This window comes from Halobellus sp., from assembly GCF_042218505.1.
Lineage (GTDB): Archaea > Halobacteriota > Halobacteria > Halobacteriales > Haloferacaceae > Haloquadratum.
Genome location: NZ_JBDGQZ010000041.1, coordinates 101,175 through 121,239 on the forward strand (window position 1 = coordinate 101,175; position 20,065 = coordinate 121,239).

Genomic DNA, 20,065 nt, shown 5'->3' on the forward strand with positions numbered 1-20,065 from the left:
CTGAACCATTTAGAAGATGAGGGTCTCGGCGCGGACCGATCGGTGGACGAGGAGCGCACCGAACGCGGCTTTCGCCCGTTCTCGCTCTACGCCGTGACCCCGACACGACTCTCGCCCGCTCGCGTTCGCTGTTGCACTCCCGACGCGACCTACCAGCGGTGGTGCCCCGCGTTCACAGCGAGCGGAACGCAATCACGAGTTCGCGGCCGACAGCGCCGAGTACGCCGCCGATCCGGATCTCGATCGGTGCCGCCCCGAGTTGCGTCGAGACGGTACCCGGGTCGGCCCCGACTCCGGCGACGGCTACCGTCCGGTCGCGGATCCGAAACTCGACCGTCAGGTCCGTCAGTTCGAGGAGTTGCTCCAGCCGCGTCTCGCCGCCCTCGGGGAGCCGGCGGACCGCTCGAACCGCTCCGGGGAGCGAGGGGAACAGCACGAACAACCGCTCTCCGGTGGACTGCACCTCCGCCTTCGTTCCGGCGACCTCGAGGGTCAGGTCCGCGTCGACCGAGACGGGCGGGAACTGTTCGTCGGCGTGCGCATCAGTCACGCTCTCGGGTCGTGACGCGGAGTGTGCCGTCGACGCGCCAGCGCGCGTGCTCGGCGTCGTCGCCGGTTCCGCTCGGGACTTCGACCTCCATATCCTGGAAGTCGTACGTTATCTCGGCCCCGCGTCCGGTCAACCTGTCGTAGAGGCCGATTGCGAGTTCGGGCCAGGTCGTTGTCTCGTCGATTCGCTCTTCGGGTTGTTCAGATTCCGACATCGGGTGCAGTTAGCATTCGTGTGATACATACTTTATGCCTATCGAGGCTAGTCCCCACATCTCCCAGACCCTGGCGTCGGTCTATGCGAAAATCGAGACACTCTCGGCGAGGAAGACCACGCCGAACCCCGCGAGGACGACGGCGCTGAGACCGGCCACCAGGGGCGCGAAGGCCTCGACGCGGCGCTCGGCACCGACGAGCGCGGCCGGGAACCCGGTGATCCAAATGACGATCCCGCTGAAGAAGCCGGCGACGAGCGCCGGCGACCCCGTCTCGACGACTAAGAACCCGGCCAGCGTGTCGCCGACGTACGGCGTCTGTGCCAGGATGTCGACCGTCCCCGGCTGGAGGAGTCCGACGCCGATCGTGAGCCAGAAGAGAATCTGATACGGGTTAGTGAGCGCCAGAACGAACGCCTTCTTGAACCCGGTGCCGACCCTGGGATCTGACTCGTCTGCCGCCCCGTCTCCCGGCCGGAACGACGATCGAAGGTCCACAGCCGCCCCGTACGCGAAGTACAGCATCAAGAGACCCCCCACGCCGATCATCGCCGCCCGCACGAGCGGGAAGCGACCGACGAACGCGACGACGCCGCGCGCTGCGAGAACGAAGAAGATCGCGTCGGCACTCATCGCTCCGAGGCCGGCTTTGAACCCCGCGACCCATCCCCTGACCACGCTCTCTTCGGCGATGATCGCGTTCATTGGGCCGGGCGGCGCAGCGAGAGCGACGCCGAAAACGGCCCCTGCTGAGAGGGTCACAAGAAGACTCGCCATCGACAACTTCCAAGACCGGAGTTAAGAAAAAAGAACCGAAACGAGCGTCCTACAGGAGCGTTGTCGCGGCCGCGCTGACCGAACGGATGAACGCTTCCCAGAGCGAGAACCCAGTTATGATCGAGAGCGCGGTGTCCGCCCCGAAGAACGCGAACAGCGCCGCGGAGGCGAAGTGGGCCTTCCGCATATCGAACCGGTGAGCGAAGGTGTGGAAGAAGTACGCGTTCGCGAGGCTGATCGGGATGATGGCCAGCATTTCGCCCACCCAGATCGCTGACGTCGCGCCGTACTGCACGGCCAACCCGATCGTGATAAGTTGCGTTTTGTCCCCGAACTCGCCGGTGACCATCATCGCGAAGATCGGCAGAAAGCCGCCGAACGAGCCGGAGAACTGATCGAGAGGCCCGGGCAGATCTCGTCCCGCGAGATCGACGAATCCGCCATCGGTCTCGGTCGCCTCGCTCAGATTCGCGGTCCCACTGTGATCGGGTGCCGAGCGGTAGAGTAGCACCGCGAACGTGAGAAAGAGCCCGGCGGTCACGGCATCCAAAACGACGGGCGGCAGCAGTGACTGGAGCGCGCGGCCGAACAGAATCTCGATGGCAGTCCACCCGGCGAACGCGGACCCCGCGGCTGCGACCACCACGCGGGGATCGTACCGCATCGAGAGACCCGCGATGATGAACTGGACTTTCTCGCCGGGGAGCACCGCTAACTGGGCGACGAGGGCAACGACGAGAATCTCGAGGTATGAACTCACGCGTCGGTCACCTCGCCAACTCCGGCGACCGTGCCCGCCTCGGCAGCGGGGCGGACCGAGATGGCCTCCGCGACGGACTCAGGGAGGCTCTGCTCGGTGTCGTCGTCGGTCCGAACGGTGACCATCCCGAACGGCGCGATGTCGACGATTTCGAGAACTGTTCCGGGCGTAACGCCCGCGTCGGCGAGGTACTCTAGCTCCTCGCGGTCGCGGTCGCTGACGCGCGAAACGATGATCTGGTCACCGATGTCGTGGGCCGTCAGCGGGATCGCGTCGTCTTCGTCCAGCGGCGAGAGGTCGGCCGACGGGATCGGGTCCCCGTGGGGATCGACGACCGGGTCGTCCAGCGCGGCGGCGACACGCCGCTCGAACTCCTCGCTGATGTGGTGTTCGAGCGCGTCCGCCTCCTCGTGGACCTCGCTCCAGGCGTAATTGAGGTGTTCGGCGAGATACGATTCGAGCAGTCGGTGATGCCGGAGGACTTCGAGCGCGACTGTCTCGCCCTCGGCGGTAAGTTCCACTCCCTTGTACTTCTCGCGCGCGACGAGTCCGCGCTCGTCGAGCGTCTCGAGCATACTCGTCACCGTCGCGGGCGTCTTTCCGAGTGCGTCGGCGATTGCAGACGTCGAGACCGGTGGCCCGGTGCGGGCCTGCAACTGATAGATCGTTTTGAGATAGTCTTCCATCACGTCACTCAACATATCTGGTTTAGACTACTCTAAAAATATTAATCTACTGGTCGAAACAACTGTCTCTGTGCGACTGATTACCGTGAAAGCGAACGATCTCGGGCCGGATCCGGCCTCGCCGTCAGATTCCCTTGCCCATCAGGTGGCTTCGAAGCACGTCTGCGGTTTTCGTCCCGGATTCGGTGTTGAGCACGATCACGTGATCGTCGGCGCTGAGGACCCCATCATCGCCGAGTTGTCCGGCGGCCGCGAGCGCCACACCGCCCGCCGCCCCGACCTCCACCCCCGCCTCCTGTGCGGCGACGACGGCGCTCTCGAGGCTGTCATCGTCGCCGACGGCGACGAACTGCCCGTCAGTCTCGGCGACGGCGTCGAGCGCTGCGGCCCCGCCCTTCGGCGACGGAATCTCCAGTTCGCCGACAATCGTATCCGGCGAGGACCAGGCCTCGACCTCGTCGTCGCCCCGTTCGGCGGCGGCCACGAGCGGCGCACACCCGGACGGCTGCGCGGCGTAGACCGCTGGCAGCGACTCGGTCATCCCGATCGATTCGAGTTCCCGGAACCCCTTGATGACCCCCGCGACGACTTCGCCGGTGCCGGCGGGAACGACGACGGCATCCGGCGTCGTCCACGCCATCGACTCGGCGATCTCGAAGGCAACTGTCTTGAGTCCGTCGTGACGGTGTGGGTTGTCGAACTCCTGCAGCGTGTACCACGCCGACTGTAACTGGTCGTCGAGCGCGGACTCGGCGTCCGGATAGCGACCGCCCGCGACTCGCATCTCACCGCCGTGGACGTTCACCATCGCCTTGTTCGAGAACGGCGCGCGCGAGGGGACGAACGCGTACGATCGGAGGTCGGCCATCCCCGCGTAGGCGGCGGCAGACTGCCCCGCGTTCCCCGGGGCTGCGAGCGCGACGAGGTCCGCGTCGGCCTCTCGCGCTGCCGTCACCGCGGTCGCGAGGCCGCGATCCAGGACCGTTCCCGTCGGATTCCGGCTCTCGTCTTTGATTTCGAGACTCCCGACGTCGGCCTCCGCGGCGAGCGTCGGGGCCGACACCAGCGGCGTGCCGCCCTCCCCCGATGTCACCGGGTCTTCGAAGGCGAGAAGATCCGCGTACCGCCACATCGACCGCGGCGTACTGCCGAGCGCGTCGTCGCCCCAGTCGACGGCGTCGTAGGCGTACGCCGCTTCCAGTCGCGCACCCGCCTCGCTCGCACCTGTCGCCGTCGCGTCGTATCGCTCCTCGGTCGCCGTGCACCGGAGGCCGAGAAACGCCTCGTTCGTTTCCATACCTCGACGTTCGGTCCGACGCTCAAATCCCTATTCATCGGCCGGGGTTTCGGCGGGACACTGCAAGGCTTCCACGGCGGTTGCTCGGCTACCGCCGACGATCACTCACCTCCCGTAGTGGCGCACGCCACCCTCGCCGTCCGCCACTCGTAGTCTCTTTGTGCGTGCCGGCAAAACGTCCGAATATGACTGCTGATTCCGTCGCGGTCGTCGGCGGTGGACTCGCCGGACTCGTCGCGACCCGCCGGCTCGCCACCAGCGACGCGGACGTGACGCTGTTCGAGCGTCGGGAGTCGGTCGGCGGCCGGGTCCGAACCGAGCACCGAGCGGGGTTCACGCTCGATCGGGGATTCCAGGTCCTCTTCACCAGGTATCCGGCCGTCCAGTCCGAACTCGATCTCGACCCCCTCGATCTCCGATACTTCACCCCGGGAGCGGTCATCGCCCGTCCCGGGTCGCGCTCTACGCTCTCGGACCCCCTTCGGGACCCGCAGTCGGCGTTGGCGTCGCTCCGGAACGACGAGGTAACCCAGACTGACAAGGTCCGGACGCTGCTGCTCAGACAGCACGTCGGCACGCGAACCGAGGCCGAAATCTTCCGGAGCGCGGACAAACCGATCCGCGCGTATCTCCGAGAGTGGGGGTTCTCGGAGTCCTACATCGAGAACTTCGTCGCCCCGTTTTATGGCGGAATTACCCTCGATCGGTCGCTCTCGACGTCCAAGCGCGTCTTCGAGTACACGTTCAAGTCGCTCTCCGATGGCCGAATCGCGCTTCCGGCTCGAGGAATGCAGGCGATTCCCGAGCAGCTGGCCGATGCGGCCCGCAGCGCCGGCGCGTCGATCCGCCTCGGTGAGCGCGTCGTCAGGTTGACCGAACACGACAACGGCGTTGCTGTCGAGACCGACGACGAGTCCATCGAGGTTGACGCCGTCATCGTCGCGACCGATCCGAAGACGGCCCGGCGGCTGACGGGCACCGAATCGATTCCGATAGACGCGCGAAGTTGTGTGACGCAGCACTACCGACTTCCGAGTGAAGCCGCGCCGACCACGCGCCGGAAAATACTGCTCAACGCGGGCGATCCATCGCCGAACACTATCGTGCCGATGTCTGAGGTCGCACCGGAGTACGCACCGGACGGATCGGTGCTCCTGAATGCGACCTTTCTCGAGGACGCCGCGTTCGACCGCGACGAGGCGGCACTCACAGAGGAGACACGACTGACGCTCGAATCGTGGTACCCCGATCGGGACTTTGGAGAGTTAGAGCCCATCCACACACACCAGATCGAGTTCGCGCAGTTCGATCAGCCCCCGGGGATTCACGAGGATCTTCCCGACGTCAGGGCGGCCGGCGGCCGGACGTACCTGGCCGGTGACTACACCGCGTGGTCGGCGATTCAGGGCGCGATGCGGAGCGGTCGCGAGGCGGCGAGAGCAGTCGAGCGGGATCTGTGACGCTGCCACGCGCCTACAACAGTCGGCGGAACGAATCGAGCGGCGGAAAGGTGAGCGCCTCGCCGCTTCCGTCGTCGTAGACGATCGGCCGCGCGTCGCCGACCTGGGTGAGCAGGGGCGACTGCAGGTCTGATCCGCGCGCGTTGTTGACCACGACGCCGGATGCGACCCGCGAGAACGCCGGGAGCATCAGGACGTCAGCCTGCTGGAACGCGTCCGGTGCGTCCAGAAAGCAGGGCCGCTTTCGCCCCTCGATCGTGATCGCCGGATGATCGTGGCCGACGAGGTAGCGCTCCGCATCGATCGCGGGCGTTTCGTGTCCGTGGCAGACGACCGTTCGCGGGTCGTCGCTGACCACGAAGGTCTCGTGAACCTCCTCGCCGATCGTGTCCAGGGCCGTATCATGGTTCCCACGGACGAACACTGGAGTCGCTCTAACGGTCCGGCAGGCGTCCGCGAGCGCGCTGACAGTCCCGCGACTCCGCTTTGTGACTGTTCCGTACTGGTGGAGGACGTCGCCGGCGAAGACGACCGTTTCCGGCTCGAACTCGTCGAGCAGCGACTGCAGACGCTCAGTCAGATCGCGTCGCTCGCCGATTGGGAACGCGACCCCCGACGCGTCGGCCCGTCCGGCGTGTAGATCGGCGACGACGAGCGTCGCTGGATCCTCGACGAACGCCGCCCGCGTTCGGAACTCGATTCCGTCCACGGCACTCCTTGGACGCGCAGCGACAAATCCCCAGCGGCTCCAGCGACGAGCATTGCTCCCGCCGGTTCGGGGGAATCGACGCGCGACACACCGACCCGCGGGGATTTTCTCGCGGCGACCGATGCGAGAGTATGAGCGGTGCCCTGGAAAATAAGCGAACCGCGACCCGGTTTGGCATTCTCGTCGAGATTGCGGATCGACAACCGGCGGTGAGTCAAGGCGAAATGGCCGAGGCGGTCGGCGTGACGAGTCAGACCGTCAGCGAGCACATTCACGAACTCATAGACGACGAGTACGTCGAGAAGGAAGCCTGCTCGCGATACCGCGTGAGTAAGGAGGGCCTCGACTGGCTCTTCCAGCAGGCGCGAGGACTCCGCCGGTTCGCCGAACACGTCACCGACGACGTTCTCGAGAGCGTGCAGGAGGACGCTGTAATCGCGACAGCGCCTGTAGAGGCGGGGGAGACGGTGACGCTGTCGCTCCGCGACGGCTTGCTACACGCATCACCGGGCGATACGGGGCCCCGCGACCGGCGTGGTTACGACTGTCGCGGACGCGGGCGACGACGTGAGCGTCACCAGATTCGGGGGTATCATCGAGATCGACTCCGGCTCCGTCACTGTGATCCAGGTGTTTGCGGCTCGTTCCGGCGGCAGCGACACAGTGGTGACTGCCGAACTCGCCGATCGCTGTGCCGACGCTGACGTCGTCGTCACGACCCCTGATTCGGTTGGCCGCGTGACCGACGCGCTCCGCGACGGCGACCTCCCCTACGAGGTGTCCGATGCCCCGACCTCAGGCCGTGACGGCGAGGAGTCGACCCGATCGACCCAGTGAACTCGCCGCCCCGGACTCCTGACGCCGACCGAACCGTGCTGAAACAGCGCTGCGCCGTTGCTCGGTGCCGTTCCCCAGTACAGCGCCGAGTGTCCGCAGAGCGCATCGCAGCGTCACGACTGTCCGTTTGTGGCGAACAGGCGGTGCTCGGTCGACACGCGTCCCGCCCGTGTCGACGTTGACGGCGCGGCGCACCGCGCTCCCGCTGCACGCGCCGTGGTCTCGCTCAGGTCACGCGGGGTCTGGCCGCGCTCTCGTATATAACCCCTCGCCTCATTCAGCCGCGTGTTCGCGGGCTGTCGCGTACGCCTCTTGCAGCCGCTTGAACTCCGCCTGTGAGCCCCCGTGGTCTGGGTGGACCGAGAGCACCCGACTCCGGTAGGCGTCTCTGACCTCCTCGGTCGTCGCCGGCCGCGAGAGGTCGAGATACGCGAACGCTTCTTCGATGGGGTCGTCGCTCGTGGCCGTGGACTCGGTGCCGATGGTCGGGACCTCGAACGGCAACCGACGACCGAGTGCGTGCACCGGCATCTCGTGCTCACACAGGATCGTGTAGGTCCCGTTCCGCTCCAACCGGAAGTACGCTCGCGCGTCGAACGTGAGAGCGACGTCCCGTTCGGGCAAATAGAACTCGACTGTCTCGCCGTGCTGCTCGTGATCCTCGGTGAACGGTTCGCCGATGTTGCGGAGATATCGGCGGATCTCGACGCGTCGGCGCGTCGGGCCGTCGATCCGCTGGCTCGACGTCACCGGTTCTCCGGGGAGCAGGCGACCGCCGATCAAGAAGACACCGGCCGCGACTGCGGAGGCGGCACTACCGCCGAGTAGTCCGAAGACAAGCCACGGCGGCAACAGCGAGACCCACTCCGGGAGCACGATTAGACGCTGGAGTGGCTCACTAAAGAACTTCTCGCCCTGGGCCGGGCGGTTCGCGACGGGCGGCATACGGCCGACCGATGTCAGTGCAAATGCATACTCGGATTCGAGTTTGTTTGATTCATCGTTGCAATCTTCGGAAAGTACTTTAGGATCATCTGAGGACGTACAGACGTTAATGGCTGTAGCTTGGCTGGACGACGTGCGGTCCACCGACATCGATAACGTCGGCGGGAAGGGGGCTTCGCTGGGCGAGCTCACCGCTGCGGGGCTCCCCGTCCCGTCGGGGTTCGTGGTGACCGCCGGGACGTACCGCGATTTCATCGAGGACGCTGGCATCGACGAGGAACTGTTCGCGGCCGTCGATGTCGACCACGAGAACACCGAGGCACTGCGCGAGGCGCACGAGCGCGCTCACGAACTCATTGTGGAGACGCCCGTCCCCGACGACGTCAGAGATGGAATCCTCTCGGCGTATCGCAACCTCGGAGACGGGGAACGGTTCGTCGCCGTCCGCTCGTCGGCGACGGCGGAGGATCTCCCCGATGCGTCGTTTGCGGGGCAGCAAGAGACCTTCCTGAACGTCCAGGAGGACGCCCTCGTCGAGCGCGTCAAAGAGTGCTGGGCATCGCTCTTCTCACAGCGCGCTATCTACTACCGCAACCGCCAGGGCTTCCCCCACGAGAAGGTCGACATCGCGGTCGTCGTCCAGGAGATGGTCGACGCCGAGAAGTCAGGCGTGCTCTTTACCTCGCATCCCTCGACGGGCGAATCGCAGATCATCATCGAGGCTGCGTGGGGGCTCGGCGAAGCGGTCGTCTCCGGATCGGTCTCGCCGGACAACTACGTCATCGATCGCGAGACCAACGGGGTGGAGACGATCACTGTCGCCGACAAGAAGATGATGATGCTCAAAGACGAGGAGACCGGCGAGACAATCGAGCAACCGGTCCCCGACGACAAGCGGAGCGTCCGCGTGCTCACTGACGAGGAAATCGACGAACTCGTCGAACTCGGCGAGCGCGTCGAGGACCACTACGAAACGCCCCAAGACGTTGAGTGGGCCGTACACGAGGGCAAGATCTATATGTTGCAGTCGCGCCCGATCACCACCATCGACGACGACGGGGCGGCCATCGCGGACGCGGACGTGAAAGCGGATGCCGACGGAGGGTCGGCTTCGGTTGCCGAAGAAAAGGACTCGGGCGACGTGCTCTTCCGGGGGCTCGGATCTAGCCCCGGCATCGTTTCCGGTAAGGCCCGGATCGTCACGAAACTCGACCATCTTGACCAGGTCGGCGACGGAGACATCATCGTGACCGAGATGACAATGCCCGATATGGTTCCCGCGATGAAGCGGGCCGCGGGAATCGTCACCGACGAGGGCGGGATGACCTCTCACGCCGCCATCATTTCCCGCGAACTCGGCGTTCCCGCCGTCGTCGGCGCGGGGTCGGCGACGCGTCAACTCGAAGACGGCCAGTCGATCACAATTGACGGCGACAAGGGAACCGTTCGTGAGGGGACCGAACCGCCCCAAGAAGAGTTCGAACCCATCGAGGAGGCGCGCCCGAAGACGCCCGTCAAACCGATGACGGCGACCGAAGTGAAAGTCAACGTCTCGATTCCCGAGGCGGCCGAGCGGGCCGCTGCGACCGGGGCGGACGGGGTCGGGCTCCTGCGAACCGAGCATATGGTTCTCTCACTCGGTCAGACGCCCACGAAGTACATCGCCGAAAACGGCGAGCGCGCGTACGTCGACGAACTCGTCGACGGGATCCGGACGGCGGCAGAGGAGTTCTACCCGCGGCCCGTTCGCGTCCGGACGCTCGATGCGCCGACCGACGAGTTCCGGCAACTGGAGGGCGGCGACGACGAACCGAAAGAGCACAATCCGATGCTCGGGTACCGCGGTATCCGCCGTTCGCTCGAGAATCCCGACCTGTTCAAACACGAACTCGCGGCGTTCCGCCGGATCTTCGATATGGGCTACGACAACGTCGAGGTGATGTTCCCGCTGGTCAACGACGCCGAGGAGGTCGCCCGAGCCCGAGACCTGATGCAGGAGGCCGGCGTCGACCCCCGCAAGCGAACCTGGGGCGTGATGGTCGAGACGCCTGCAGCGGCACTCGGAGTCGAGTCGATGGCCGCCGAGGGAATCGATTTCATCTCCTTCGGAACGAACGATCTCACGCAGTACACGCTCGCGGTCGACCGCAACAACGAGCGGGTCGCTGGCCGTTTCGACGAACTGCACCCGGCAGTCCTGAAACTGATCGGCGATACCATCGAGACGTGCCGCGAACTGGACGTGAAGACGAGCATCTGTGGGCAGGCCGCCTCGAAGCCGCAGATGGTCCAGTTCCTCGTCGAGAAGGGCGTCTCTTCGGTGTCGGCCAACATCGACGCCGTCCGCGATGTCCAACACGAAGTCAAGCGGGTCGAACAACGACTCCTTCTCGACTCCGTCCGCTGAGGAGACACAGTCCCCCTCCCGTCTCGGTAATCGAGACGCCGGATCCGCGGCCCCCGAGTCCGGACCGATCCGGATGAACACGTCGCGGACACCCGCCACCTGCTGCTGGTCGATCCGTTTCCGGCCATACCCTGCTTTTCCCGGAACAGAATACCTAAACGCGACGGGACGATACAAAGTGGTATGCAGCGGGCGGCCCCGCAGACCTTTGACCGCGTTCTCTCGTCGATGTGTACCGAACCACATCCTGTCGCGAGGGAGGCCGCAGAGCGATTTCTCGCGACGAATCCGGGCGACCCGGCGACCTACGCCGACATCGCCCGACTTGAGGCGCGCGTCGTCACCGAACTCGGCCGACTGGCCGGTCTCGACGTCCCGCCACAGCCAGCCCCGCCGGAGGGAACGTCGGAACCCGACGACTCCCAGACGGTCGATCGCGCCCTCACCGAGACCGACCTGCTGGGGGGCAGCGAGGGTCTCCGCGACGCGGGCGCCGAGCCGCACGGCTACGTGACAAGCGGCGGTACCGAGGCGAACATCCAGGCCGTCCGTTCAGCGCGAGAGCGGTGCGCCGTCGAGGAGGCGAACGTCGTCGTCCCCGAGAGCGCGCATTTTTCATTCACGAAGGCCGCCGACCTCCTCGACGTCGAACTCCGATCGGTTCCGACCGACGCGGACCATCGTGCCGACCTCGAGGGCGTCGCGGCCGCCGTCGACGAGAAGACCGTTCTGGTCGTCGGCATCGCCGGCAGCACCGAGTACGGCCGCGTCGATCCGATTCCGGAACTCGCGGCAATCGCTCACGACGAGGGGGCGTACTGCCACGTCGACGCCGCCTGGGGCGGCTTCCTCCTCCCGTTCACCGACTACGCCTGGAACTTCGCTCACGCCGGCATCGACTCGCTGACGATCGATCCTCACAAGTGCGGCCGGGCGGCCATCCCCGCTGGCGGCCTCCTGTTTCGGGATCCCGAGGGGATGGACGCGCTCGCGGTCGATACTCCGTATCTGGAGTCCACGTCGCAGGCGTCGCTCACGGGCACGCGAAGCGGTGCGGGCGTCGCGAGCGCCGCCGCGGCCATCGAGCACCTGTGGCCGGACGGCTATCGCCGGGAGCACGAGCGGGCCGATCGACTCGCGGCCTGGTTCGCCGACGAACTCCGGGACCGCGACTACGACGTCCCCGAGGTGGAACTTCCGATTGTCGTCGCCGACGTCGCTCCCGCGACGTTCGACGCGCTTCGTGACCGCGGCTGGCGGCTCTCGCGGACCGGATCCGGGTTCGCACGCGTCGTCCTGATGCCGCACGTCACACAGAGCGTGCTGCAGCCCTTCCTCGCCGACCTCGACGACGTGCGGTAGGTGCGTGGCTGGCGGTGGGCGCCTTGCTTCGAGCCGCTTATCGGGACCGCGACGAGTCCGGACGCCGCTTCTCGACCCGGGCGAGAAGCCCACGCCGGCCGCACCCGAAACTCAAGACTTACCCCCTCGTGTGTCTCACTCCCATTCATACGTGTCTGTCCCCGCTGTGGTCGCAACCTTCGAGCCCCTCGTAGAGACGGCCGGCCCCGCCGGTCTCGCCGTCGCGAGCGATCTATGGCCGAAGTTCGGCTGGCTCTCCTCCGCAGTCGAAACCGCGACGGGTTGGCCCGGCGTCGGGATCATCTTCGTTTACTCGTTCCTGATCGCGTTTGCGCTCCCCGGCGTGAGTGAGGTCGTGCTGCTTGCGCCGCTCAACCTCGGACTCGGCGAAGGCGGGCGACTTACGGTCATTATCCTGGCGAGTGCGACGGGTAAGGCCGCAGGCAGCGTTTTCGCGTTTCACATCGGCCAGGAGGTCAAGGAAGCCGGCCCAGTGATCCGCTTCCTGCGGAACTCCCGCTTCGACATCATCGGATGGTCCGAGCGTCGGACCGTCGAGATCGCCCAGCGGTGGGGGTACGCCGGACTCGCGATGGCGCTCTCGGTCCCCTTCTTCCCGGATACGCTGTCGATCTACGCGTTCGCCGTCCTCGAAGAGGACTACGCGAAGTTCGCGGCCGCGACGTTCGCCGGCAGCGTCGGCCGCCTGGTCGTGACGCTCGTCGGCGTCGGGACCGTCCTGTCGATCGTGTGACGTCGGCCGGCGGCGCATCGGTTTCGGTCGACTTCGAACCAGCGGGATTTTGGTGTCGCCGTTTCCATCACCCAGTATGAGCCACGAGGACTTCCCCACCGACGACCCCACGGTGGTGACCTGCGGGTTGCCGTACGCCAACGGCGACCTGCACATCGGTCACCTCCGCACCTACGTCGGTGGCGACATCTACAGCCGCGCGCTGAAGCGACTCGGTCAGGAGACCGCGTTCGTCTCGGGATCGGATATGCACGGGACCCCCGTCGCGGTCAACGCCGAGCGGGAGGGCGTCACGCCCGAGGAGTTCGCCCTGCGACATCACGAGGAGTACGAGACGACGTTCCCGAAGTTCGACGTCGAGTTCGACAACTACGGCCACACTCACGACGAGACCAACGTCGAGACGACCCAGGACGTCGTCCGCACGCTGGAGTCGGAGGGCTACGTCTACGAGAGGGAGATCCCCGTCGCCTACGATCCCGAGGCGGATCAGTGGCTGCCCGATCGCTTCGTCGAGGGTGCCTGTCCGTACTGCGGTGAACACGCCCGCGGCGACGAGTGCGACGAAGGGTGCGGCCGTCACCTCGAACCCGGCGAGATCGAGGACCCCGTCTCGACGATCACGGGCAACCCCGCCGAGTACCACGAGCGCGAACACAAGTTCTTCGGCGTCTCCGACCTTCAGGAGTATCTCTCGGGCTTCCTCGACAGACTTGAGGGCACCTCGAACGCGCAGAATCAACCCCGCGAGTGGGTCGAGGGCGAACTCAAAGACTGGTGCATCACCCGAGATATGGACTGGGGCGTCGACTACCCCGACGACGAGGAACTGGTCCTCTACGTCTGGGTTGACGCGCCGATCGAGTACATCTCTTCGACGAAACAGTTCACAGCGCGCGTCGGAAGCGACGCCTTCGACTGGGAGCAGGTGTGGCGCGACGACGGTGAAATCGTCCACATCATCGGCCGGGACATCATCCAGCACCACACCGTCTTCTGGCCGGCGATGCTCCACGCGGCCGACTACACCGAGCCCAGAGCCGTGATGGCGTCCGGATTCATCACCCTCGAAGGCAAGGGCTTCTCGACCTCGCGGAACCGTGCCGTCTGGGCCGACGAATACTTGCAGGAGGGCTTCCGTCCCGACCTGCTCCGGTACTATCTCGCAACCAACGGCGGTTTCCAGCAGGACGTCGACTTCTCGTGGGCGCGGTTCCGCGAGCGCGTGAACAACGAACTGGTCGGCACCGTCGGCAACTTCGTCTACCGCTCGCTGCTCTTTGCCGCCCGGGAGTTCGGCGGCACGCCCGAGGCCGACCTCTCGGCCGAAGTCCGTGAGCGGATCGAGACGGCCATCGACGAGTTCGAAGCCGGCGTCAACGACTATTCGGTCCGGGACGTCGGCGAGAGCGCAGTTCGGCTCGCACAGTTCGGCAACGAGTACATTCAGCGGAACGAGCCCTGGAAACTCGACGACGACGACCCCGAGAAGGCGCAGGTCATCCGCGACTGCGTCCAGATCGCGGCAGCGGTCGCCGTCCTCTTCGAGCCCGTCGTTCCCGAGACGGCGGCGCGCCTCTGGGACGACCTCGACGCCGACGGCGACGTCCACACGGTCGCGGTCGATGCCGCGCTCGACGCGCCCGGCGACGAGTTCGGCGAACCCGACGAACTCTTCGAGAAGATCCCCGAGGAACGCGTCGATGAACTGAACGAGAAACTGGAGTCGCGCGTCGCCGAGGCCACGGCCGACGACGAGGCCGAGACGGAAGGTGACGACGTCGCGTCCGACGACGGCGACGCGGCAACCGACCTCGAACCGATCGCCGACGAGCGGATCGGCTTCGAGGACTTCCAAGACCTCGACATCAGAGTCGGCGAGATTCTCGCGGCCGAGGGCGTCGAGGGCGCGGACAAACTCGCGAAACTCACCGTCGACATCGGCGTCGAGGAGCGCCAGATCGTCGCCGGTATCAAGCAACTCCACGACCTCGACTCGCTCCCCGGCACGCGGATCGTCGTTGTCGCCAACCTCGAGAAGGCCGAACTGTTCGGCGTCGAATCCAACGGGATGCTTCTCGCCGCGGGCGAGCAGGCCGACCTGCTGACCACGCAGAGCGACGCCGAACCGGGCACGAAGATCAAGTAGCCGACTGGCGGGCCGTCTGCGCGAACTGCGAGCGGCGGCCGCCCCGAATTGTTTACCCACGACCCGGCACCGGCGGTCTTTTTAACTCGGTATCGAGTATACGTGGCTATGCGTAACGCGAAAATCGTCTGTACGCTCGGCCCGGCGTCCGACGAGGAATCGACGATACGGGCTCTCGCGGACGCGGGGATGAGCGTCGCGCGGCTCAACGCGAGCCACGGGACGCCGGCGCATCGCCGGGAGGTGATCCGGCGGATCCGCGCGGCCGACGAGGTCACGACGCGTCCAGTCGCAGCGATGGTCGACCTGCAAGGTCCGGAGGTCCGGACTGCGCCGCTGGACGAGCCCATCTATCTCGAAACCGGTTCCGAGGTCCAGTTCGTCGAAGGCGAGGAAGCGACGCCGAAGACTGTCGGGCTTTCGTACTCCATTGCGGCCGCCGAACCCGACGACAGAATCCTCCTCGACGACGGGCGGATCGAGGCGACCGTTCGGCGCGTCGACGGCGATACTGTCGCCGCGCGGATCAACTCCGGCGGAGAACTCCCCGGGCGAAAAGGCGTCAACCTCCCTGGCGTCGACCTCGACATCGACCTGATCACCGAGACGGACCGCGAGGAACTCCGCGTCGCCGCCGAGACCGAGGCCGACTTCGTCGCGGCCTCGTTCGTCCGCTCGGCGGCGGACGTCTTCACGATCAACGACGCGCTGGACGACCTCGGCGCGGACATTCCAATCGTCGCCAAAATCGAGCGCGCCGGGGCGGTCGAAAACCTCGACGAGATCATCGACGCCGCGTATGGCGTGATGGTCGCGCGGGGTGACCTCGGGGTCGAGATGCCGCTCGAGGACGTGCCGATCATCCAAAAGCGGATCATCCGCCGGTGTCACGAGACGGGCACGCCCGTCATCACCGCGACGGAGATGCTGGATTCGATGGTCCACGCCCGCCGGCCGACGCGCGCGGAGGCCTCCGACGTTGCCAACGCCGTACTTGACGGCACCGATGCCGTGATGCTGTCCGGTGAGACCGCCATCGGTGACGACCCCGTCAGGGTGGTCGAGACGATGGACCGAATCGTCCGGCAGGTCGAAGCCAGCGACGAGTACGCCGACGGGAGAGAACGACGCATCCCGACCTCGGATGAGGACTCCAGAACCGAAGCGCTCGCCCGCTCGGCACGATATCTCGCACGCGACGTCGGGGCGAGCGCCATCGTCGCGGCCTCCGAATCGGGGTACACCGCTCGAAAGACGGCGAAGTTCCGCCCGGCGGTCCCCGTGGTTGCGACCACGCCCACTGATCGGGTTCGCCGCCAACTCGCGCTCTCGTGGGGCGTCATCTCGGAGTACTCCTCCTACCGCGAGGACATCGATCAGATGATGAACGACGCCGTGGACGCCGCTCTCGAAACCGGCGTTGCGGCCTCCGGCGACACGCTCGTCGTCCTCTCGGGGATGATGACCGAACTGGAGGGAACGAACACAACGAATATGCTGAAACTCCACGTCGCCGCCGAGGCCATCGCCACCGGGCGCAAAGTCGTCGGCGGCCGGGTTTCCGGCCCGCTGGCCGTCTCCACGGACGGCGACCTCACGGATCTCCCCGACGGCGCCATCCTCTCGCTGCCGGCGAACTTCGACGGCGAGTTCGACGGCGACGCGGGCAGACTCGGGGGGATCGTCGACGCGCGACCCGGGATGACGGGCTATCCGGCGATTGTGGCGCGCGAACTCGGACTCCCGATGATCTCCGGCGCGCCGCTCCCAGAGGGGATCTCGCCCGGGACGACGGTGACGCTCCACGCCGAACGGGGCATCGTGTACGAAGGGAACGTGATCCGCCACCGGAACCGCGGCGACGAGGCTGGCGGTCATCCCGAGCGGTAGGCCTTTGTTCCCGGCGGCCATCCTTCCGGTGATGAGCGGTTCTGACACAGACGCCGAACGGGCAGACGCCACTCCCCGAACGTCTGATCCCGGCTCGCTCGCTGGACTCGACAGTCCAGACAGAAGCGATCCGAGTCGGACTGACGAGACCGACGGGCAACTCGGCGGTGAACTCCCGTTCGAGCGGCCGCCGATCGAACCCGAGGATCCAGCCGTGGAGAACGCCTTCTTTGTCGTGCTCGGGGTGCTCGGGACCGTGGGACTCCTCGCGACTGTCGTCGTGCCGGGCGCGCTCTGAGCATCGCCCGCTCGCCCCCGCTCGGTTATCACATCTGATGCTTTGACCGCAGTGCTTTATGTAGCGTACTGGGTAGCATCGGGAGACGACTGTCTGCCGATGTCTCACGCCACTGTCACCCTCGCTGTCGTCGTCGCTCTCCTCCTCAGCGGCGTCTCTCCCGTGGCGGGGCTCACAAGCGGGACGGCAGCACCGACGGCGCTCGACTCCGCCGTCCGAGCGCAGACCGAAGAGGTGTCGGGATCGTTCACCAAGGGCAACCTGACCGCCACCCGGGGTAACGAGGTGACGATCACCGTTTCGCACTCGGGGTCCGGGACGCTCACAATCGGCGGATCGGAGTACGGATTCAACGTCACTGTCGATCTGACCGGCAGCGGGACTACCGAGGTCGTCCTCGACACGCGAGCGACGACCGCATCCGACCCCACGAAGTTCATCGACGGCGGGTCGGCGACGCTGCACTCCCCACCGCTCGACGAGGCGATCGAACCCGAGCGGTACCTCCTCCGCCTCGAGGTCGGCGGCGTCGAACAGGACCTCAGTACCCTCACTATCGAACCGCGCGGTGAGACCACGGCGGCATCCTTTCGCGCGCCGGAGTCTTTCGACCCCTCGGAGTACACCGGTGGCGGCGAAGACGGCGACGCCGACGTGGGGCCGCTCGAAACGGCGATGAGCGGGGGATCGATCGTCGCCAGTGGCGACTACGCCGTCGTCCGGTTCGAGGAGAGCGGCCTCGAAACCGCGCTAAACGCGAGCGATCTCACCGGTGGCGCCGCCGCCAACGGCCTCAAACTCAACTTCACCCAGACCGATCCCGGCCCGAACCACCTGGCCCGTGAGTACGTCGCGACTGACGGCGGAAACGTTTCGGTGCTCCCGTCGTTCGAGACCGACCGTCTCTACGTCCTCTGGAACACGAGTGCAGTCCCGGTCGAGACGCAGTCGGGGCGAAATCGGTACCGCGCAACGCTCACGCTCACCGACGAGAGCGGCCTCGTCGAATCCGAGACAACGCTCGCGACGACGACGTTCACGCTCGAAGAGCCGTCGATGTCGCTGTCGCCCGTCGAGGACGCGACGCACTATCCGTGGGACAATGCCACGTTCCCGGTCGCCGGTAGAACGAATCGCGCGCCCGGCACCGAACTGGAGGTCCGCCTCCGCTCGCCCGACCCGAACGCGTTCCTCCAACTGCAGGATGCCACCGTCGACCAGAGCGGCACCTTCGAGGCCGCCTTCGACCTCGGCTCGGTCTCGCGCGGGACGAACGCGACGCTGTGGGTGCGAGAGTACTTCCTGCAGACGAAACAGAAGGTGCATCTGGTCGCACCCGACCCGTCGGTTCGGATCGACAACCAGACTGCCAACGGGACGGCAATCGAGGTCGGTGCCGCCGAGATCCCCAACGGTGGATTCGTCCGGCTGGAAGACGCCGCGGGCGAACCAGTCGGTCGCAGCGACTACCTCGAACCGGGGCGACACGCGAACGTCACCGCGGAACTGAGCACGCCGCTGTTCGAGGCGCAGCGCCTCCGTGCCGAACTGGTACCGGCCGACGAAGACGAGTCGTACCGGGCGAACGTCGAGCCCTATACCACCGACGGACACGTCGTCAACGACACTGCGATTGTCGACTTCCCGCCAGCCCCCACCGAGACGCCGACAGCGACACAGACTGGAACCCCGACCCCGACACCGACCGCAACGCCGTACCCCGTGGTGACGCGGACGCCGCTACCGCCGTCGGGGGCGACGCAGTCCAGCGTCCCGCTGTCGCCCGCAGTAGGAATTGCGGCAGTGCTCGCGTTGGGTGCGTTCCTGGCCCGCCGGGGTGATTCGTCGTGATCCCCGAGATGGAGCCCGACGACTTCGTCTCGTTCCTGAGTGACCTCTGGCGCGAGCGAGGCTGGGAGGTCTCGGCCAAAGAGCGCGCCGACGAGACCCACTTCGTGATCGGCAAGCGCGGCGACGGCAAGCGCGGCGTCATCTACGTGTTCCCCACGACGACGGCGACCGTCACCGAGCGGCAGATCAAGCAGTTCGTGGGGCTCTGTCGGAAGCGCGGGGTCGACGTGGCGGTCATCGCCACGCAGGGGGCGTTCGCCCCGGAGGCCCAGCGGCTCGCCGCCCAGCGGAGCGTCCACCTCCTCAACCGCGCGAAGCTCGCGAACACCGTCGAACAGGGCGGCTTCGAGGATCTTCTGGCGCAGTACACAGCGACCGACGGTCTCGCGGTTCTCTTCGAGCGCCTCCGCGAGGCCGGCGTCCCGGTGCCCGAGGGGCTGGCGGCGCAACTCCCTGGCCCGCGCGCGACGATCGCGTCACTCCGGGCCAAACTCGACCGTGGCGACGGCGGCAGCGAGTCGGGTGATTCCGGCGGCCAGTCCGGCGGCGGGAGCGGTGGGAGCGACGGGGCCGCGGAGAGTGGTGACGGTTCCCGGTTGGACGGCATCAGGTCCCGGGTCGGTGGACTGACCGGCGGGTCCGTTCCGACCGGACTCCTCCCGGTGGTACTCGTCGTCGCCTTCTTACTCGGCGCGACCGTCGGCCCCGCGGTCGGCCTCGGCGGCGGGCTGTTTGCCGGTGGCGGCGGCGACGAGATAGACGTCTCGGCGATATCGACCACGGGGACGAACGCGACAGTTCAGGCCCGGTGGAACGCCAAGACGGTCGGCTCGCTGTCGGTCAACGGCACCACGTACGATCCCTCCGAGAACCAGACGTTCGTACTGATTCGGCTGAACGCCACGAACAGCGAAGAGAGCCCCACGCAACTCAAGCAGTCGGCGTTCGCCGTCGAAGTCGCGGGGCAGCGCTACGGCCACCAGCCGCTCGACGGGGCGACTGGGTTCCCGAGCGCGGGGCTCTTCGGTCCGGGTGAGAACCGCGAGGTGTGGCTCGTCTTCAGCGTCCCTGAGTCGGCGGCGAGCGCGACGCTGGTCTACGGCGGCGACCTGAAGATCA

General features: G+C 66.5%; 17 protein-coding genes and 1 pseudogene. 10 read left to right on the forward strand and 8 right to left on the reverse strand.

Annotated elements, in window-relative coordinates; translation table 11 throughout:
* Positions 1-172 precede the first annotated feature (172 nt).
* The 6 genes from ABEI27_RS11585 to ABEI27_RS11610 all read right to left on the reverse strand — a co-directional run bounded on the left by ABEI27_RS11585 (position 173) and on the right by ABEI27_RS11610 (position 4,284).
* Positions 173-550 carry a hypothetical protein gene (locus ABEI27_RS11585; RefSeq protein ID WP_375799564.1) on the reverse strand — a complete coding sequence of 126 codons (378 nt, stop codon included), beginning with the start codon at positions 548-550 and terminating at the stop codon, positions 173-175.
* Entirely contained in the window at positions 543-764 is a 222-nt protein-coding gene (locus ABEI27_RS11590) for a hypothetical protein (RefSeq protein WP_375799565.1), read from the reverse strand. The genes ABEI27_RS11585 and ABEI27_RS11590 overlap by 8 nt, the downstream gene beginning before the upstream one ends.
* A gap of 81 nt (positions 765-845) precedes the next feature.
* A complete protein-coding gene (locus ABEI27_RS11595) occupies positions 846-1,541 on the reverse strand; it encodes a LysE family translocator (RefSeq protein ID WP_375799566.1) in 696 nt (231 codons plus the stop codon).
* Between the two features lie 49 nt (positions 1,542-1,590).
* Positions 1,591-2,301: a TMEM165/GDT1 family protein gene (locus ABEI27_RS11600; RefSeq protein ID WP_375799567.1), complete on the reverse strand. Its 711-nt coding sequence runs from the start codon at positions 2,299-2,301 to the stop codon at positions 1,591-1,593.
* Positions 2,298-3,002: a metal-dependent transcriptional regulator gene (locus ABEI27_RS11605; protein ID WP_375799568.1), complete on the reverse strand. Its 705-nt coding sequence runs from the start codon at positions 3,000-3,002 to the stop codon at positions 2,298-2,300. The genes ABEI27_RS11600 and ABEI27_RS11605 overlap by 4 nt, the downstream gene beginning before the upstream one ends.
* 109 nt (positions 3,003-3,111) lie before the next feature.
* Positions 3,112-4,284: a pyridoxal-phosphate dependent enzyme gene (locus ABEI27_RS11610; RefSeq protein WP_375799569.1), complete on the reverse strand. Its 1,173-nt coding sequence runs from the start codon at positions 4,282-4,284 to the stop codon at positions 3,112-3,114.
* A 185-nt stretch (positions 4,285-4,469) separates the two neighbouring features.
* Here ABEI27_RS11610 and ABEI27_RS11615 point away from each other — a divergent pair, with 185 nt between their 5' ends.
* Complete coding sequence (locus ABEI27_RS11615) at positions 4,470-5,744, forward strand: NAD(P)/FAD-dependent oxidoreductase (RefSeq protein ID WP_375799570.1); 1,275 nt, start codon at positions 4,470-4,472, stop codon at positions 5,742-5,744.
* A gap of 13 nt (positions 5,745-5,757) precedes the next feature.
* Here the strand turns inward: ABEI27_RS11615 and ABEI27_RS11620 are convergent, their stop codons facing one another.
* Entirely contained in the window at positions 5,758-6,453 is a 696-nt protein-coding gene (locus ABEI27_RS11620) for a metallophosphoesterase (protein ID WP_375799571.1), read from the reverse strand.
* A gap of 131 nt (positions 6,454-6,584) precedes the next feature.
* Between ABEI27_RS11620 and ABEI27_RS11625 the strand changes: the two are divergent.
* Positions 6,585-7,290, forward strand: a pseudogene (locus ABEI27_RS11625) (MarR family transcriptional regulator).
* A 273-nt stretch (positions 7,291-7,563) separates the two neighbouring features.
* On the opposite strand, the gene ABEI27_RS11630 reads toward ABEI27_RS11625, so the two are convergent.
* The gene (locus ABEI27_RS11630) at positions 7,564-8,166 is read right to left on the reverse strand and encodes a J domain-containing protein (protein ID WP_375799580.1); all 603 of its coding nucleotides are present in this window, start codon (positions 8,164-8,166) and stop codon (positions 7,564-7,566) included.
* Positions 8,167-8,344: 178 nt separating this feature from the next.
* Here ABEI27_RS11630 and ppsA point away from each other — a divergent pair, with 178 nt between their 5' ends.
* The 8 genes from ppsA to ABEI27_RS11670 form a co-directional block, all read left to right on the forward strand.
* Positions 8,345-10,642 (forward strand): phosphoenolpyruvate synthase, encoded by a 2,298-nt coding sequence (ppsA, locus tag ABEI27_RS11635; RefSeq protein WP_375799572.1) that lies wholly within the window; start codon positions 8,345-8,347, stop codon positions 10,640-10,642.
* A gap of 183 nt (positions 10,643-10,825) precedes the next feature.
* Complete coding sequence (gene mfnA / locus ABEI27_RS11640) at positions 10,826-12,004, forward strand: tyrosine decarboxylase MfnA (protein ID WP_375799573.1); 1,179 nt, start codon at positions 10,826-10,828, stop codon at positions 12,002-12,004.
* 151 nt (positions 12,005-12,155) lie between these two features.
* Complete coding sequence (locus tag ABEI27_RS11645; RefSeq protein WP_375799574.1) at positions 12,156-12,758, forward strand: YqaA family protein; 603 nt, start codon at positions 12,156-12,158, stop codon at positions 12,756-12,758.
* A 76-nt stretch (positions 12,759-12,834) separates the two neighbouring features.
* Complete coding sequence (gene metG, locus ABEI27_RS11650; RefSeq protein WP_375799575.1) at positions 12,835-14,907, forward strand: methionine--tRNA ligase; 2,073 nt, start codon at positions 12,835-12,837, stop codon at positions 14,905-14,907.
* 108 nt (positions 14,908-15,015) lie between these two features.
* Complete coding sequence (pyk, locus tag ABEI27_RS11655) at positions 15,016-16,797, forward strand: pyruvate kinase (RefSeq protein ID WP_375799576.1); 1,782 nt, start codon at positions 15,016-15,018, stop codon at positions 16,795-16,797.
* A gap of 31 nt (positions 16,798-16,828) precedes the next feature.
* On the forward strand, positions 16,829-17,095 hold the full coding sequence (locus ABEI27_RS11660) for a hypothetical protein (RefSeq protein WP_375799577.1): 267 nt from the start codon (positions 16,829-16,831) through the stop codon (positions 17,093-17,095).
* Between the two features lie 99 nt (positions 17,096-17,194).
* On the forward strand, positions 17,195-18,946 hold the full coding sequence (locus ABEI27_RS11665) for a BGTF surface domain-containing protein (protein ID WP_375799578.1): 1,752 nt from the start codon (positions 17,195-17,197) through the stop codon (positions 18,944-18,946).
* An 8-nt stretch (positions 18,947-18,954) separates the two neighbouring features.
* Positions 18,955-20,065 (forward strand): restriction endonuclease (locus tag ABEI27_RS11670; RefSeq protein ID WP_375799579.1); only part of this gene is annotated, 1,111 nt, incomplete at its 3' end.

Bases quoted from the DNA above. Each gene is read 5' to 3' on its own strand.
- pyk (WP_375799576.1), top strand. From the start codon at position 15,016: ATGCGTAACGCGAAAATCGTCTGTACGCTCGGCCCGGCGTCCGACGAG.
- ABEI27_RS11610 (WP_375799569.1), bottom strand. From the start codon at position 4,284: ATGGAAACGAACGAGGCGTTTCTCGGCCTCCGGTGCACGGCGACCGAG.
- ABEI27_RS11605 (WP_375799568.1), bottom strand. From the start codon at position 3,002: ATGTTGAGTGACGTGATGGAAGACTATCTCAAAACGATCTATCAGTTG.
- ABEI27_RS11660 (WP_375799577.1), top strand. From the start codon at position 16,829: ATGAGCGGTTCTGACACAGACGCCGAACGGGCAGACGCCACTCCCCGA.
- ABEI27_RS11590 (WP_375799565.1), bottom strand. From the start codon at position 764: ATGTCGGAATCTGAACAACCCGAAGAGCGAATCGACGAGACAACGACC.
- mfnA (WP_375799573.1), top strand. From the start codon at position 10,826: ATGCAGCGGGCGGCCCCGCAGACCTTTGACCGCGTTCTCTCGTCGATG.
- ppsA (WP_375799572.1), top strand. From the start codon at position 8,345: ATGGCTGTAGCTTGGCTGGACGACGTGCGGTCCACCGACATCGATAAC.
- metG (WP_375799575.1), top strand. From the start codon at position 12,835: ATGAGCCACGAGGACTTCCCCACCGACGACCCCACGGTGGTGACCTGC.
- ABEI27_RS11595 (WP_375799566.1), bottom strand. From the start codon at position 1,541: ATGGCGAGTCTTCTTGTGACCCTCTCAGCAGGGGCCGTTTTCGGCGTC.
- ABEI27_RS11615 (WP_375799570.1), top strand. From the start codon at position 4,470: ATGACTGCTGATTCCGTCGCGGTCGTCGGCGGTGGACTCGCCGGACTC.
- ABEI27_RS11665 (WP_375799578.1), top strand. From the start codon at position 17,195: ATGTCTCACGCCACTGTCACCCTCGCTGTCGTCGTCGCTCTCCTCCTC.